Origin of the sequence: Stenotrophomonas sp. Bg11-02, assembly GCF_002836635.1 — a bacterium.
Classification (GTDB): domain Bacteria; phylum Pseudomonadota; class Gammaproteobacteria; order Xanthomonadales; family Xanthomonadaceae; genus Stenotrophomonas; species Stenotrophomonas lacuserhaii.
In genome coordinates this window covers 18,933-33,200 of record NZ_PJAY01000047.1, presented here as the reverse complement: position 1 = coordinate 33,200, position 14,268 = coordinate 18,933, and the positions used below count along the sequence as shown (strand labels likewise).

General features: G+C 66.5%; 13 protein-coding genes and 2 pseudogenes. 7 read left to right on the top strand and 8 right to left on the bottom strand.

What is annotated here, in order from left to right; genetic code table 11:
• Window positions 1-48: 48 nt before the first annotated feature.
• From CXG43_RS03310 to folB, 4 genes are all read right to left on the bottom strand, one after another.
• Window positions 49-690, bottom strand: a complete 642-nt coding sequence (locus tag CXG43_RS03310) for a hypothetical protein (protein WP_101098668.1) — start codon at window positions 688-690, stop codon at window positions 49-51.
• A 139-nt stretch (window positions 691-829) separates the two neighbouring features.
• On the bottom strand, window positions 830-3,004 hold the full coding sequence (locus CXG43_RS03305; RefSeq protein WP_101098662.1) for a glycoside hydrolase family 3 N-terminal domain-containing protein: 2,175 nt from the start codon (window positions 3,002-3,004) through the stop codon (window positions 830-832).
• A gap of 123 nt (window positions 3,005-3,127) precedes the next feature.
• A complete protein-coding gene (locus CXG43_RS03300; protein WP_101098667.1) occupies window positions 3,128-4,426 on the bottom strand; it encodes a mechanosensitive ion channel domain-containing protein in 1,299 nt (432 codons plus the stop codon).
• Between the two features lie 67 nt (window positions 4,427-4,493).
• Complete coding sequence (gene folB, locus CXG43_RS03295; RefSeq protein ID WP_101098661.1) at window positions 4,494-4,850, bottom strand: dihydroneopterin aldolase; 357 nt, start codon at window positions 4,848-4,850, stop codon at window positions 4,494-4,496.
• A 331-nt stretch (window positions 4,851-5,181) separates the two neighbouring features.
• On the opposite strand from folB, the gene CXG43_RS19035 reads away from it, so the two are divergent.
• Window positions 5,182-5,541: a hypothetical protein gene (locus CXG43_RS19035; RefSeq protein WP_157825193.1), complete on the top strand. Its 360-nt coding sequence runs from the start codon at window positions 5,182-5,184 to the stop codon at window positions 5,539-5,541.
• Window positions 5,542-5,811: 270 nt separating this feature from the next.
• On the opposite strand, the gene tsaD is transcribed toward CXG43_RS19035, so the two are convergent.
• Complete coding sequence (gene tsaD, locus CXG43_RS03285) at window positions 5,812-6,837, bottom strand: tRNA (adenosine(37)-N6)-threonylcarbamoyltransferase complex transferase subunit TsaD (RefSeq protein WP_101098660.1); 1,026 nt, start codon at window positions 6,835-6,837, stop codon at window positions 5,812-5,814.
• A 168-nt stretch (window positions 6,838-7,005) separates the two neighbouring features.
• Here tsaD and rpsU point away from each other — a divergent pair, with 168 nt between their 5' ends.
• The 5 genes from rpsU to CXG43_RS03260 all read left to right on the top strand — a co-directional run bounded on the left by rpsU (window position 7,006) and on the right by CXG43_RS03260 (window position 11,704).
• On the top strand, window positions 7,006-7,221 hold the full coding sequence (gene rpsU / locus CXG43_RS03280) for a 30S ribosomal protein S21 (protein ID WP_002808376.1): 216 nt from the start codon (window positions 7,006-7,008) through the stop codon (window positions 7,219-7,221).
• A gap of 142 nt (window positions 7,222-7,363) precedes the next feature.
• A complete protein-coding gene (locus tag CXG43_RS03275; protein WP_101098659.1) occupies window positions 7,364-7,810 on the top strand; it encodes a GatB/YqeY domain-containing protein in 447 nt (148 codons plus the stop codon).
• 144 nt (window positions 7,811-7,954) lie between these two features.
• Window positions 7,955-8,902 carry a YihY/virulence factor BrkB family protein gene (locus CXG43_RS03270; protein WP_101098658.1) on the top strand — a complete coding sequence of 316 codons (948 nt, stop codon included), beginning with the start codon at window positions 7,955-7,957 and terminating at the stop codon, window positions 8,900-8,902.
• Window positions 8,903-8,959: 57 nt separating this feature from the next.
• On the top strand, window positions 8,960-10,699 hold the full coding sequence (dnaG, locus tag CXG43_RS03265) for a DNA primase (protein WP_101098657.1): 1,740 nt from the start codon (window positions 8,960-8,962) through the stop codon (window positions 10,697-10,699).
• 33 nt (window positions 10,700-10,732) lie between these two features.
• Entirely contained in the window at window positions 10,733-11,704 is a 972-nt protein-coding gene (locus CXG43_RS03260; RefSeq protein WP_101098656.1) for a bile acid:sodium symporter family protein, read from the top strand.
• Window positions 11,705-11,851: 147 nt separating this feature from the next.
• On the opposite strand, the pseudogene CXG43_RS03255 reads toward CXG43_RS03260, so the two are convergent.
• Window positions 11,852-11,959: pseudogene (locus CXG43_RS03255) on the bottom strand (protoheme IX farnesyltransferase); the annotation flags it as partial.
• On the opposite strand from CXG43_RS03255, the pseudogene CXG43_RS03250 reads away from it, so the two are divergent.
• Window positions 11,952-12,059, top strand: a pseudogene (locus CXG43_RS03250) (bile acid:sodium symporter); the annotation flags it as partial. The pseudogenes CXG43_RS03255 and CXG43_RS03250 sit on opposite strands and share 8 nt — an antisense overlap.
• 147 nt (window positions 12,060-12,206) lie before the next feature.
• Here the strand turns inward: CXG43_RS03250 and cyoE are convergent.
• The gene (gene cyoE / locus CXG43_RS03245) at window positions 12,207-13,097 is read right to left on the bottom strand and encodes a heme o synthase (RefSeq protein WP_042611974.1); all 891 of its coding nucleotides are present in this window, start codon (window positions 13,095-13,097) and stop codon (window positions 12,207-12,209) included.
• Between the two features lie 4 nt (window positions 13,098-13,101).
• Window positions 13,102-14,265 carry a COX15/CtaA family protein gene (locus CXG43_RS03240; RefSeq protein WP_101098655.1) on the bottom strand — a complete coding sequence of 388 codons (1,164 nt, stop codon included), beginning with the start codon at window positions 14,263-14,265 and terminating at the stop codon, window positions 13,102-13,104.
• Window positions 14,266-14,268: the final 3 nt, after the last annotated feature.

The window sequence follows — 14,268 nt, the reverse complement described above, 5'->3', positions numbered from 1 at the left end:
GCTTCCCGCTGCGCTCGCCGAGCATGGCTCGGCGCTACCGCATACGGGTCATTCCTGCAGGGCGACGACCTTGACCTCGGTGCGGCTGCAGGCTTTGTCCAGGCACGTACCATTCAACCAAGCCTGGCCATTGCCGATCATCACGCCCTGCTGGTTGGCAAACACGGTATCGAAGGACTGCGCGCTGATCGCACGCGCCACCGGCGCGGTGACGATGCGCTCGTAATCGCGCTGGAAGGTCGCCGCGTCGGGCACCTCGCGCTTGCTGCCGCCGGTATCCACGCGCAGTGGATAGCGCATCAGCGCGGCCACGGCGGCGCGGTCATCGCCAGCGATCCCCTGCTGCAACGCCTTGAACACGGTTTCGTACTGATCGGCATCGCCAAGCACGCGCTCGATCCGCCCGCGCGCATCGCCAGCGGCCGCTGCGGCGGTATCGGCCGGTGCGTTCGGACCGGATTCGGCCGGCGCTGCCTGGTCGGCATCGGCCGGCACGGACGGCGCGCTCGGCCCGTTCGGCGACGGTGCCACAATCGGGTCATCCGGCGTTTCGGTCGGGCCCGCAGCGGCTGACATCGGCGCCGGTGCCGCCTCGGCAGGGGCGGCAGGCGCATCGGCCTGCGAACAAGCAACCAGCCAGAACGGGCTCGCCAGCAACAGCGGCAACTTCAATGAACGGGACAGGCGCATGCACGACTCCGGCAGGAACGAAGGCATCCAGCCTAGCCCGGCCAACGTGAGCCGGGCATGCATGACGCGTGCAGGGACGCTGCGCCAAGCCGTGGCGGCGACGACCCGCACGTCCGGACAGGCCGGACGCGTCACTCACTCAGCCAGCCAGCAGCTCGAACTGCACCGGTGAACCACTGATCGCCGATGCACACACCCACAGGTCGAACAGGCCCGCTTCAGCGCGCAGCACGCCATCGCGCCCGGTGAACGCCAGCTGCGAACGGTGCAGCGTGAAGCTCACTTCGGTGGATTCACCCGGCTGCAGCATCACCTTGCGGAAGTCCTTGAGCTCGCGCACCGGCCGCACGCGGCTGGCCACGCGGTCATGGATGTACAGCTGCACCACTTCTTCGCCGGCCACGCTGCCGGTGTTGGTCAGCGTGGTGGTGATGGTGAGGGTGTCATCCCAGCCCAGCTTGGCACTGCTCAGCTGCGGCACGCCGTAGGCGAAGCTGGTGTAGCTGATGCCGTGGCCGAAGGCGTACAGCGGCTCGTTGGGAATCTCGCGCCAGCGCGCCTTGAACTCGGACATGGTTGGCAGCTCCGGACGCCCGGTGCGCGGATGATTGTAGAAGTACGGCTGCTGCCCGGACACCTGCGGGAAACTCACCGGCAGGCGTGCGGACGGGTTGTAATCGCCGAACAGCACATCGGCCACGGCATGCCCGGTCTGGGTGCCCAGGTACCAGGTGATCGCCACGGCCTGCGCATTGCGCACCGCGCCCTGCAGGGCCAGCGCGCGACCATTGCGCAGCAGCACCACCATCGGCTTGCCGGCCATCGCGACCGCTTCGGCCAGCGCCTGCTGGGCCGGCGGCAAGGTGATTTCCACGCGCGACTGGGCCTCGCCGCTGTAACGCTGCGGTTCGCCCAGCGCCAGCACCACCACATCGGCGCGCAGCGCGGCGGCCACGGCCGCCTCGATGCCACCGGTGATGCCGCTTTCCAGATCGCAACCCGGCACCACTTCCAGCAGCGCTTGATCGCTGATGGCCGCGCGCACGCCGGTTTCCAGGTCCACGTAACGGCTCTTGTCGCCGAACAGCGTCCAGCAGCCTTCGATGTTTTCGCGGTCCTGCACGAACGGACCGATCAGCGCGATCTTCTGGCCGTCACGGCGCAGCGGCAGCGCCGACTGTTCGTTCTTCAGCAGCACGATGGAGCGCCGTGCCGCGTCGCGCGACAGCTCGTCATGCGCGGCGATATGCGAGTCGTCGGCTTCGCGTGCCGGGTCCAGCGAGCGGTACGGATCATCGAACAGGCCGATGGTTTCCTTCAGCCACAGGATGCGGCGCACGCCTTCATCCAGCACCGCCATCGGCACTTCGCCACTTTCCACCAGGCCCGGCAGGTGTTCGGCATAGAAGCCGCTCTGCATGCTCAGGTCCAGGCCGGCGGTGAACGCCTTGGCGGTGGCATCGCGGTCATCGGCGGCATAGCCGTGGGCGACCAGTTCCATGTCCGCGGTGTAATCGGAAATGACAACGCCGGGGAAGTTCCACTCACCGCGCAGGATGTCGGTCAGCAGTTCGGCGTTGGCGCTGGCCGGCACGCCGTTGATGTCGTTGAAGGAGGACATCACGGTGACCGCGCCGGCATCGAAGGCGGCCTTGAACGGCGGCAGGTGCACATCGCGCAGGGTCTGCGGGGAGATGTCCACCATGTTGTATTCCATGCCGGCCATCACTGCGCCGTAGGCGGCGAAATGCTTGGGCGTGGACAGCAGCGCGTCGTGCGCACGCAGGTCATCGCCCTGGAAGCCGCGCACGCGGGCGGCCGCGAACGCACAGCCCAGCACCACGTCTTCGCCGGCGCCTTCCGCGCCACGGCCCCAGCGCTGGTCGCGGGCGATATCCACGGCCGGCGCGTAGGTCCAGTGCAGGCCGGCCGCAGTGGCTTCCACGGCGGTGGCACGTGCGGTGCGGCGCGCCAGTTCGGGTTCGAAGCTGGCCGCTTCGCCCAGCGGGATCGGGAACACGGTACGCATGCCATGGATGACATCGGCGGCCAGGATCACCGGGATGCCGAGGCGGCTTTCTTCGATCGCCACCTGCTGGATGCGACGGCCAAGCTCTGCGCCGACGCCGTTGAACAGCGAGCCGACCTTGCCGTCACGCACCTGCTGCAGCACCTGGTCGGCGTTGCTGACGTTGGCTTCCGGGTTCACGTCCGGGGCAAAGGGACGAACCATGTCGGCGAACACGCCCAGCTGACCGACCTTTTCTTCCACGGTCATCTGCGCAATGAGGGATTCGATACGTTCGGAAGCCACCGGGTGTCCTTGATGTAAACGTTTTCAGTGCCGGCATTCTAAAGGTACCGGGCACAAAAGTGCGCATCTTCTGCGTTCATGTTTTCCGTCCGCGCGGATTGCGACGGCGCGGTCGGGGTCAGCTTAAAGCATGCCGGGGCTGGGGGTGGCAGGCGGTTGCTGGGCACGTTCGGCCCGCGCCTCCATCAGCATGGCGTCGCTGGAGGCCTGGAACACGCGCAGACCGAACGCCGGCAGGATCGCCAACAGGTGGTCGAAGATGTCCGACTGCACGCCTTCGTACTCGCCCCAGGCGGTGCTGCGGGTGAAGCAGTACAGCTCCAGCGGCAGGCCTTCGGTGGTGGGCTGCAGCTGGCGTACCAGCAGGGTCATGTCGGGGTTGATGCCGGGGTGGCTGCCCAGGTAGCGCTCCACGTACGCCCGGAAGGTGCCCAGGTTGGTGACGCGCCGGCTGTTGATGTCGCCCGCTCCGCGGGCGCGCAGTTCGGCGTTCCACTGCCCCAGTTCGGTGTCCTTGTCGCGCAGGTAATCAGCCAGCAGGGCGAACTGGCCGACCTGTGCCCGTGCCTGGTCATCCATGAAACCGACGCTGTGCTGGTCCAGGAACAGCGCGCGCTTGATCCGGCGGCCGCCGGACTCCTGCATGCCCCGCCAGTTCTTGAACGATTCGGTGACCAGCTTCTTGGTCGGGATGGTGGTGATGGTCTTGTCGAAGTTCTGCACGGTGACGGTGTGCAGGGCGATGTCGATGACATCGCCGTCGGCGTTCTGGCTGGGCATTTCGATCCAGTCGCCCAGACGGATCCGGCCATCCCCGCTGATCTGCACGCTGGCCACCAGCGACAGGATGGTGTCCTGGAAAATCAACATCAGCACCGCCGTGGCCGCGCCCAGCCCGGTCACCAGGTAACGCAGTTCCACGCCGGCGAGTGTCGCCACGATCGCCAGCCCGGCAATCGCGAAAATGACGATCTTGGCGACCTGCAGGTAGCCCTTGATCGGCTTGTTGCGCGCGTCCGGCCGACGCTCGTACAGATCGTTGGCGGCATCCAGTGCATGCGACAGCGCCATCGAGACGGTCAGGATGGCCCAGGCCTGGCAGGCCGCGACGACGAACGCCACCAGCCCGACCGGCAGGTCTGGAACGTAGGCGATGCCGGAGGCGATGACCTGGCTGGGCACCACGTTGGACAACCGGGAGATCACCCGCATCACATTGCTGCCACGGCCGGAGTCGGCCCCCGGCAGGCGGGCGAGCAGGCGGCGCAGGCCACGCAGCAGGATGCGCTTGGTGACCCAGTTGGCCAGCCCGGCGGCGATCACCAGCGCCGACAGCATCAGCGCGAGATAGGCACCGGGATACGGCGCCAGAGATTCCTGCAGGCTGTCCAGCCAGTTCACCACCACTACCGCATCCACCACCAGGTTGCCTCCTTCTTGTAGGTCGTTCATCGGGTTCCGGTTGCCGACCGCGGCCGGCGCGACCGGATTACCGGGTCCGTTCGCGTTCGATGATCACGCCGACGGCGCGCGCGCCGCGCACGGCACCGGGCTTGCTGAGCTTCAGCCGCAGCCATTGCACGTCGAATTCCTGCAGCACGATCTCCGCGCAGCGCTCGGCCAGGGTTTCCACCAGGCCGAAGGCCGAGGCCCGCACGTATTCCTGCAGCCGATTGCTGACAGCCTTGTAGTTCAGCGTGTGCTCGATGTTGTCGGTGGCGGCCGGACGACGGTTGTCAAAGCCCATTTCCAGGTCGAATACCAGCGTCTGGCGGATCCGTCGTTCCCAGTCGTAGATACCGATCAGGGCGTCGATCTCCAGCCCTTCGATGAATACCTTGTCCATGATGCCTGCCGCACGAAAGAGGCCGTCATGGTAACGGGACCGGCCACGAGGTGCAGGGACGTGGGATGAACAGCGGGCCTGGGAAAAACAGAGGGCCCTGCTAGCGGGGCCCTCTGGTACTGCCATTGTCCCCGGGGGAAGTCGCCTTGCAGCGGCCGCATGTCCCGAAGCCCACGCCAGCAATCTAGATAGCGGCGCGCCCCTCGTCAATTGCCATACGCGACATTCGTTTTGCCGTAATTGTCCGTATGTGGACGAGCGTTGCCCCTATTCACCGGGACGCCCAATCGAAGCACATTGGGATACGAGTGGGGTAGCAACGGCCTTTTCGATGGAAAACAGCGACGTCTTCAGCAGGGTCCTTTCAGCTGCGCGGTGGGGCACGTTCCAGCGAATGGGGGCCGCCATGGCGCATGACGTTGGCGCTGCAACGCTCTATGCATTGAAGTTGCAACGCGCAACGCCGTGGCAGACGCGTTGTGCCTTCGCTATGGGCCACGGTGGCCTTGGCACGCGGCATTGCTACGAAGCCTTCCAGAAGCACGAGGCGCTGCATGTGCGCACAGCGAGCTTCAGTTGCTGGGCAGACGCCATCGCCGCGCTGACCAGTTGGTCCCGCACCTGCGCTTTGCGTTCTGGCAACAGATGTTCACCAGAAGGTTCGATGACTCACTATGGCATCCGTGCCTGACTCGGGTATTCCCCAATATCGGAGCGGGAGAGATCCCAGGCCTCCGCGCCAGATTGCACACGGATCGGGAGCATGTCCGCAGCTTGCGGAACCGGATCGCCCACCATGAACCTGTGCTCGAACGGGACCTTCATCGGGATCTCGCCGCGATCGAGCGCATCATCCCAGGCCCGATGCCCTTCCACGCTGTGCTGGCTGCAATGCAAGTACCCGGTTGACACCTTGCTGAGCACATCACGGGCGTTGCTACGCTGAGCCTGCCGGTACCAATCACACCGCCGGCAGCGTCGCCATGTCCCAGCGCGGGGTGACGTCCACGCGCGGCGGATTGTGCTGGCCGGCCTGCAGCCTCAGTGCACCGGCGAACGCGATCATCGCCCCGTTGTCGGTGCACAGTGCCGGGCGCGGGAAGCAGGCCCTGCCACCCAGCCTGGCGGCCATTTCCTGCAGCCGCACGCGCAGGCGCTTGTTCGCGCCCACACCGCCGGCCACCACGATGACATTGGTGCCGGCCGCTTCCAGCGCGCGTCCACATTTGATCACCAGCGTCTCGACCACGGCATCTTCAAAGCCGCGTGCGATGTCGGCACGGGTCTGCTCGCTCTGGTCGCTGTCGCGCCAGGCCAGCAGCACCTGGGTCTTCAGCCCGGAGAAGCTGAAATCCAGCCCGGGGCGGTCGGTCATCGGGCGCGAGAAACGGTAGGCGCCCGGACGGCCCTGTTCGGCCAGTGCGGCCAACTGCGGGCCCCCCGGATACGGCAGGCCCATCATCTTGGCGGTCTTGTCGAAGGCTTCGCCGGCTGCATCGTCCAGCGTCTCGCCCAGCAGCCGGTACCGGCCGATGGCCTCCACCGCCACCAGCTGGGTATGCCCACCGGACACCAGCAGGGCCACGAACGGCGCCTGCGGCGGGTCGTCTTCCATCAGCGGTGCCAGCAGGTGGCCTTCCATGTGGTGCACGCCCACGGCCGGCACCTCCAGCGCCCAGGCCAGCGAACGCGCCACCCCGGCACCGACCAGCAGCGCACCGACCAGGCCGGGACCGGCGGTGTAAGCCACCCCGTCGATGTCGCCGACGGTCATGCCGGCTTCGTCCAGCGTCTGCCGGATCAGTGGCAACAACTTGCGCACATGGTCACGGCTGGCCAGTTCCGGCACCACGCCACCGTATTCGGCGTGCAGCGCGATCTGGCTGTACACCGCGTGGGCGCGCAGGGCTTCGATGCCGGTGAGGTCGGTGTCATACACCGCCACGCCGGTCTCATCGCACGATGATTCAATACCAAGGACTCGCATGTGGTGTATTATGCGCCCCCTGCGTGCTCCTCAGGGGCGATGCAGGCCCTTGAGATGCAAGAAAACCGGCCCGTATTCAGGCCGGGATGCTTGCAGTTTGTCGAAGCGCCGCTATAATGTGCGGCTCGCCGGGTATAGACCCGGTTCTACACAGTGTCCGGAGATTCCATGCCCAGCGTCAAAGTCCGCGAGAACGAACCTTTTGAGTTTGCTCTTCGCCGCTTCAAGCGCACTTGCGAAAAGGCCGGTGTGCTGGCCGAAACCCGTAAGCGCGAGTTCTACGAAAAGCCGACCCAGGAACGTAAGCGCAAGGCTGCTGCTGCAGTGAAGCGTCAGCTGCGCCGTTCGTCGCGCGACGTCACCAAGCGTCAGCGCCTGTACTGATCGGACGCACTCATGGCGACAGGTTCTGCCTGTCGCGGTGGGGAAGAAGCCGGCACGCGCAAGCGTCGCCGGCTTTTTGCGTTCCCGGGCTGCCGCCAAGGCGCCCACCAATTAGCCTGACCCACGACATACGAGGTGCCCCATGAGCATGAAGCTGAAGCTGACCGACGACATGAAGGCCGCCATGAAGAGCGGCGACAAGCACACCCTGGGCGTGGTACGCCTGATCAAGGCCGCCGTCCAGCAGAAGGAAGTGGACGAGCGCATCGAACTGGACGACACCGCCGTGGTCGCCGTGCTGGACAAGATGGTCAAGCAGCGCAAGGACTCGATCAGCCAGTACGAAGCAGCCAACCGTGAGGATCTGGCGCAGATCGAGCGCGAGGAAATGGTCGTGATCGAGCGTTACCTGCCGGCCAAGATGGGCGAAGCCGAGATCATCGCCGCCATCCAGGCCGCCGTGGCGGAAACCGGTGCGACCAGCCCGGCCGACATCGGCAAGCTGATGGGCGCGCTGAAGCCGAAGGTCGCCGGCAAGGCGGACATGGGCCTGGTGTCCAAGCTGGTCAAGCAGCAGCTCGCAGGCTGACGCGAACACCTGCCCCGGCAGCGCCGAGCCACGCTCGGCGTGCTGCCTCGGAACGCTGCAAGGCAAAGCCGCCGGGCATGGCTGGGCGCTTACCCGCTCCACGCTTCACCCTTTCTTCGACCTGCGGCTGGTAAAACAGCCCGCATGCCAGATCCGAACACCGCCCCCGCCGCCACCGATCCGCACCGCGGCGTCCCGCATTCCATGCGCAAGTACGTGGACCGGCTCAACCGCAGCTTCCCGATGGCCGTGCTCAACCGCTTCATCGAAGTGGACGTGCTGAGCCAGGCCGCTGCCGTGTCCTTCTACGCCCTGCTGTCGATGGCACCGCTGCTGGTGCTGCTGTTGTGGCTGACCGCATCGCTGTACCCGCCGGCGCAGCAGGCGCTGGTCGAGCAGATCGGCACGGCCGCCGGCAACAGCGTGGCGGTGGTGGCCGAAACCGTGTTGAAGAACGCCGATCAGCAACCCAGCATCGGCTCGCTTGCCGGTATCTGGAGCACGCTGCTGCTGTTCATCGGTGCCACGGCGGTGTTCGCCCAGTTGCAGGGCGCGCTCAACCTGATCTTCCGCACCAGCGGCGAGCGCCTGGAAGGGCTGGCCGCCTGGCTGCGCAAGCGCGTGTTTTCCTTCGGCGTGGTACTGGCGCTGGGCCTGCTGCTGGTGGTGTCGATGACCGCCACCACCATGCTGCAGGTCGCGTTCGCGCAGCTGCCTTCGTTGCTGCCGGCGCTGGGTTACCTCAGCACGCTGCTGCTGTACACGGTGGCCTTCGCCTTCATGTACCACTACCTGCCGGACCGGCGCGTGGCGTGGCGCCAGGCGTTCATCGGCGGCGCCATCACCTCGGCGCTGTTCGCCCTTGGCCGCTATGGGATCGGCGTGTACATCGCACAGGTCGCACCGGGCAGCGCGTACGGTTCGATGGGCGCACTGGTGATCTCGCTGGTCTGGATCTACTACGCCATGGTGGTGTTCTTCGTCGGCGCGCTGATGACCTCGGTGATCGACGAACGCCTGCGCGCGCAGAACCACCTGGCTGCAGCCGGCATCGTGCCGCCCAAGCCGGGCGCGACCGCCGGCAACGGGTAAACTAGGCGGACTTCCCGTTCGCCCGCACTGCCTTCCGGCGGTGCCCTGCCGGTTGCCATGGCCCGCATTCCAGACGCTTTCATCGACGACCTGCTGGCCCGCTCCGACATCGTCGAGGTGGTGGGCAGCCGCGTGCCGCTGAAGCGACAGGGCAAGGAATACGCGGCGCGTTGCCCGTTCCATGACGAACGCTCGGCCTCGTTCACCGTATCGCCCACCAAGCAGTTCTATCACTGCTTCGGCTGCGGCGCGCACGGCACCGCGATCAGCTTCCTGATGAACTACGACCGCCTCGAATTCCTCGATGCGGTGGACGAACTGGCCAAGCGGGTCGGCATGGAAGTGCCGCGCAGCGAGAACCCGCGCAGTGCGCAGCAGCAGGACGAAGGCCGCGAACTGTATTCGGCGCTGGATGCGGCCGCGCGCTTCTTCCAGAAGAACCTGGAAGACAGCGAGAAGGCCCGCACCTACCTGGACGGCCGCGGCGTGGACGAAGCCAACCGCACGCGTTTCCAGATCGGCTATGCGCCGGATGGCTACAGCGGGCTGCGCGACGCGCTGGGCAAGGACGAGCGTCGGATGAAGCTGCTCGACCGTGCAGGCCTGTTCTCCAAGAACGACCGCGGCCATGTCTACGACAAGTTCCGCGACCGGGTGATGTTCCCGATCTTCGACCGCCGCGGCCGGGTGATCGCCTTCGGCGGCCGCGTGTTCGAGAAGGACGACGGCCCGAAGTACCTCAACTCACCGGAAACCGCGCTGTTCCACAAGGGACGCGAACTGTATGGCCTGTGGCAGGTGCGCCAGGCCAACCAGAAGATCGAGCGGTTGATCGTGGTCGAAGGCTACATGGACGTGGTGTCGCTGTTCCAGTTCGGGGTCACCCAGGCGGTGGCCACGCTGGGCACGGCGACCACGCCGGACCATGCCGAGCTGCTGTTCCGCAACGCCCCGGATGTGTTCTTCTGCTTCGATGGCGATGCGGCCGGCCGGCGTGCCGGCTGGAAGGCGCTGGAATCGGTGCTGCCGCGCATGAAGGATGGCCGCCAGGCCTTCTTCCTGTTCCTGCCCGATGGCGAAGATCCGGACACCATCGTGCGCAAGGAAGGCGCCGAAGCCTTCGACGAGCGCCTGAAGCAGGCCACGCCGCTGTCCCAGTTCTTCTTCGACGAGCTGACCCGCGAGATCAACCTCGGCACCCTGGATGGCAAGGCCCGGCTGGCCGAGCGTGCCAAGCCGATGCTGGCGCAGATTCCCGACGGGGCCTTCGGTGACCTGATGAAGCAGCAGCTGGGCGTGCTGACCGGGCTGGGCGGCCAACCCGCGCAGCGTCCGCAGCAGGGCCCGCGCGCGACGTCGGGCCGCCCGGTCACGCCGGTGGCGAAACGCAGCCTGGTCCGCGCGGCGATGGCGATCCTGCTGCAGCAGCCTTCGCTGGCGATGTCGCTGGGTGGACAGCACCATTTCCACGGCCTGCGCCTGCCCGGCGTCGAGCTGCTGCTGGAGCTGCTGGCGCTGGTCGAACAACGCCCGGACATCAGCACAGGCGCGCTGCTGGAACACTTCGATGGCCGCGAAGAGCAGGCGTCGCTGCATACACTGGCGGCGCAGACGCTGGCCGGCGACGAAGCAAAATGGACCGAAGAGCTGCACGATGCGGTGGGCCAACTGGAAAAGCAGCTGCTGTTCCAGCGCATCGAAGACCTTAACGCCAAGCAGCGACAACACGGCTTGGACGATACTGACAAATTCGAAATGCGCGAGCTGCTGAAGGCCCGCGCCAGCCTGCGCATCTGATCGCGTGGGCGCCTGCCAAGGAGCCTGCCTGACATGACACGCTGGTGGTCGCGACTGCGACCGGACAACTTCACCCTGGCCTTGCTGGGCACCGTGCTGCTCGCCTCGTTGCTGCCGATGACCGGCCCCGCCGCGCTGGTACTGGACGATGTCACCAACGTGGCGATCGGATTGCTGTTCTTCCTGCACGGCGCGCGCCTGCCGCGTGAGGCCGTGATCGGCGGCCTGCTGCACTGGCGCCTGCACCTGCTGATCCTGGCCTGCACCTTCGTGCTGTTCCCGCTGCTGGGCCTGCTGTTCCATCCGCTGTCCGGCTGGCTGCTCACGCCGGAGCTGTACCTGGGCGTGCTGTTCCTGTGCACCCTGCCCTCCACGGTCCAATCATCCATCGCGTTCACTTCGATGGCACGCGGCAATGTGCCCGCAGCGGTGTGCAGCGCCTCGCTGTCGTCCATCCTGGGGGTGTTCCTGACGCCGCTGCTGCTGACCGCGCTGGCCGGCACCCAGGGTGGCATCCACAATCCGCTGCAGGCCATCGGCGGCATCATGCTGCAGCTGCTGGTGCCGTTCGTGGCCGGCCACCTGCTGCGGCCGTGGATCGCCGGCTGGGTGGAACGCCAGCGCGCGCTGCTGCGCTACACCGACCAGGCCACCATCCTGCTGGTGGTGTATTCGGCCTTCGGCGCGGCGGTGACCGAAGGGCTGTGGTCGAAGACCCCGCTGATCTCACTGGCCGCGGTGGCGGTGGTGGCGGCGGTGCTGCTGGGCATCGCGATGCCGCTGATCACGCTGGCCGCACGCAAGCTGCATTTCAGCCGCGAAGACGAGATCGCGATCGTGTTCTGCGGTTCCAAGAAGAGCCTCGCCACCGGCATCCCGATCGCCAAGGTGTTGTTCGCCGGCGGCAGCCTCGGCGCGATCGTGCTGCCGGTGATGATCTACCACCAGATCCAGCTGATCGTCTGCGGGGTCATCGCCCAGCGCTACGCGAAGGAAACGCGGTAGCCCGGTAACCCGGTAGCGCCGAGCCATGCTCGGCGGCTTTCTGCAGCGGCGCCTGAACCACCCCGCCGAGCATGGCTCGGCGCTACCAAGGCGGCTGGCTCCACGCGCGGGTAGTGACGGCCGCTGGCCGTCAATCCCAACCAGGCGTTACAGCCAGGGCAGGATCCAGTGGTCCACCAGCAGGAAGGCGAACAGCGCCATCAGGTAGACCACCGACCAGTTGAACATCTTCATCGAGAACAGTTCATCCGGCGGCAGCCTCGGCGCGATCGTGCTGCCGGTGATGATCTACCACCAGATCCAGCTGATCGTCTGCGGGGTCATCGCCCAGCGCTACGCGAAGGAAGCCCGGTAAGCCGGTAACCCGGTAGCGCCGAGCCATGCTCGGCGGCTTTCTGCATCGGCGCCTGAACCATCCCGCCGAGCATGGCTCGGCGCTACCAAGGCGGGTGGCACCGCGCGCCGGCAGTGACGGCCGCTGGCCGTCAATCCCAACCAGGCGTTACAGCCAGGGCAGGATCCAGTGGTCCACCAGCAGGAAGGCGAACAGCGCCATCAGGTAGACCACCGACCAGTTGAACATCTTCATCGAGAACAGTTCATCCGGCGGGTCCTGCATGCGCCAGGCGTACCAGAGGAACACGGCGTTCAATATGATCGCCCCGCCCAGGTAGAACGGTCCGCTCATGCCGACCACGTACGGCAGCACGCAGATGATCGCCAGCACGATCGAGTAGGCCAGGATCTGCTTGCGGGTGTGCACCACGCCGTGGGTGACCGGCAGCATCGGGATCTTCGCCTTGGCGTAGTCTTCGCGGCGGAAGATCGCCAGCGCCCAGAAATGCGGCGGCGTCCAGATGAAGATGATCAGCACCAGCAGTGCCGAATACCACCAGTCGGCCGAGGTCTGCATCCCGGTGACCGCGGCCCAGCCGAGCATCGGCGGCATCGCGCCGGCCAGTCCGCCGATGACGATGTTCTGCGAGGTGGCACGCTTGAGGTACACGGTGTAGATCACCGCATAGCCGATCAGCGAGGCAAAGGTGAGGATGGCGGTGATGACGTTGACCCACACCACCAGGATCGTCATCGACAACACGATCAGCACGCCGGCGAAGGCCAGCACCTGCCACGGCTTGACCTTGCCGACCACCAGCGGGCGCCACGAGGTGCGCGCCATCTGCGCATCGATCTTCGCATCCAGCAGCTGGTTGATCGCCGCCGCGGCAGAGGCCGACAGCCAGATGCCGAGGAAGCCGAGCGCGCCCAGGCGCACCTGCTCCCAGCTGGGTACGCCGGGAATGGCAAGGACCATGCCGACCAGCGCGGTGAATATGATGAGAGCGACGACCTTGGGCTTGGTCAGGTCCCAGTACTGACGATAGGTGGCCATGGCGTCAGTCCGGTGCCCGCAGGCGGGCCAGCAGGCTGACCATCACGAACAGCAGCAGCACCGCCCCGCCGTTGTGCAGCACCGCCACCGGCAGCGGCAGTGCCATCTTGACGTTGGCGATGCCCAGGCTGATCTGTGCGATGAGGCCGACGATCAACGCCACGGCCCAGCCGCGCATGCTCGGGGTCCGGAACAGACGCACGCCCAGCCACAGCAGGTACGCCGCCACCACGATGGCGAACATGCGGTGGCCCATCTGGATGGCGATGCGCGAAGCGCCATCGAGGATGCCGCCTTCGTAATCCACGCCGATGCCGCGCCACAGGGTGAAGCCCTCGGCGAAGTTCTGCTGCGGCCACCACTGGTTGGCACAGCGCGGGAAGTTGTCCAGCGACAGGCTGCCGCCACCACAGGCCAGCGCGGCGTAGTTGGCGCTGACCCAGCCGCCGAGTGCGATCTGCACGGTCAGCACGGCGACGCCGATGCGCAGCAGCCACTTCAGCTTCGGTGCTTCGGCCAGGGTGATCGGCAGGTGGGTCGCGCGCCAGGCCATCCAGGCCAGCATCGCGAACATCAGCATGCCGCCCAGCAGGTGGCCCATCACCACGATCGGCTTGAGCAGCCAGGTGACGGTCCACATGCCCAGCAGCGCCTGGAAGATCACCACGGCCAGGGTCAGCACGGCGGCGCGTGCGAGGTCGCTGTTGCTCCAGCGGAACGCGGCTACCAGCAGGATCACCTCGCCGAGCAGTGCCAGCACGCTGGCGGTGGCATGCCAGCCCAGCATGTACAGCGGGATGCCTGCGGCCACCAGCACGCAGGCGGTGACCACCGCGGTGCTGCCGAAACGACGTCGACGCGTGGCCAGCAGGGCCAGGGTGAGGATCTCGATGCCCAGCGCGCCGGCCAGGAAGCGGTGCACCTGCTCGCGCCACGCCTTGTGCGTTTCCAGCGGGCGGATGTCCGCGGCCGGATGGCCGATGGTTTCCTCCACATGCTGCGGCCAGGTGGCCTGGCCATAGCAGGTCGGCCAGTCCGGGCAGCTCAGGCCGGCATCGGACAGGCGCACGAAGGCACCGAACAAGATGGTGCTCGCGGTCATGATCATCGCGAACCACGCCAGGCGGTGGAAATTACGCTGCAGCGCCGGACGCGCGGAAAGGCTCATCAA

Coding starts and splice junctions, on each gene's coding strand:
- tsaD (WP_101098660.1), bottom strand. CDS start 6,837: ATGCGAGTCCTTGGTATTGAATCATCGTGCGATGAGACCGGCGTGGCG.
- CXG43_RS03270 (WP_101098658.1), top strand. CDS start 7,955: ATGCCAGATCCGAACACCGCCCCCGCCGCCACCGATCCGCACCGCGGC.
- rpsU (WP_002808376.1), top strand. CDS start 7,006: ATGCCCAGCGTCAAAGTCCGCGAGAACGAACCTTTTGAGTTTGCTCTT.
- CXG43_RS19035 (WP_157825193.1), top strand. CDS start 5,182: ATGGAAAACAGCGACGTCTTCAGCAGGGTCCTTTCAGCTGCGCGGTGG.
- CXG43_RS03275 (WP_101098659.1), top strand. CDS start 7,364: ATGAGCATGAAGCTGAAGCTGACCGACGACATGAAGGCCGCCATGAAG.
- CXG43_RS03260 (WP_101098656.1), top strand. CDS start 10,733: ATGACACGCTGGTGGTCGCGACTGCGACCGGACAACTTCACCCTGGCC.
- CXG43_RS03240 (WP_101098655.1), bottom strand. CDS start 14,265: ATGAGCCTTTCCGCGCGTCCGGCGCTGCAGCGTAATTTCCACCGCCTG.
- folB (WP_101098661.1), bottom strand. CDS start 4,850: ATGGACAAGGTATTCATCGAAGGGCTGGAGATCGACGCCCTGATCGGT.
- cyoE (WP_042611974.1), bottom strand. CDS start 13,097: ATGGCCACCTATCGTCAGTACTGGGACCTGACCAAGCCCAAGGTCGTC.
- dnaG (WP_101098657.1), top strand. CDS start 8,960: ATGGCCCGCATTCCAGACGCTTTCATCGACGACCTGCTGGCCCGCTCC.
- CXG43_RS03310 (WP_101098668.1), bottom strand. CDS start 690: ATGCGCCTGTCCCGTTCATTGAAGTTGCCGCTGTTGCTGGCGAGCCCG.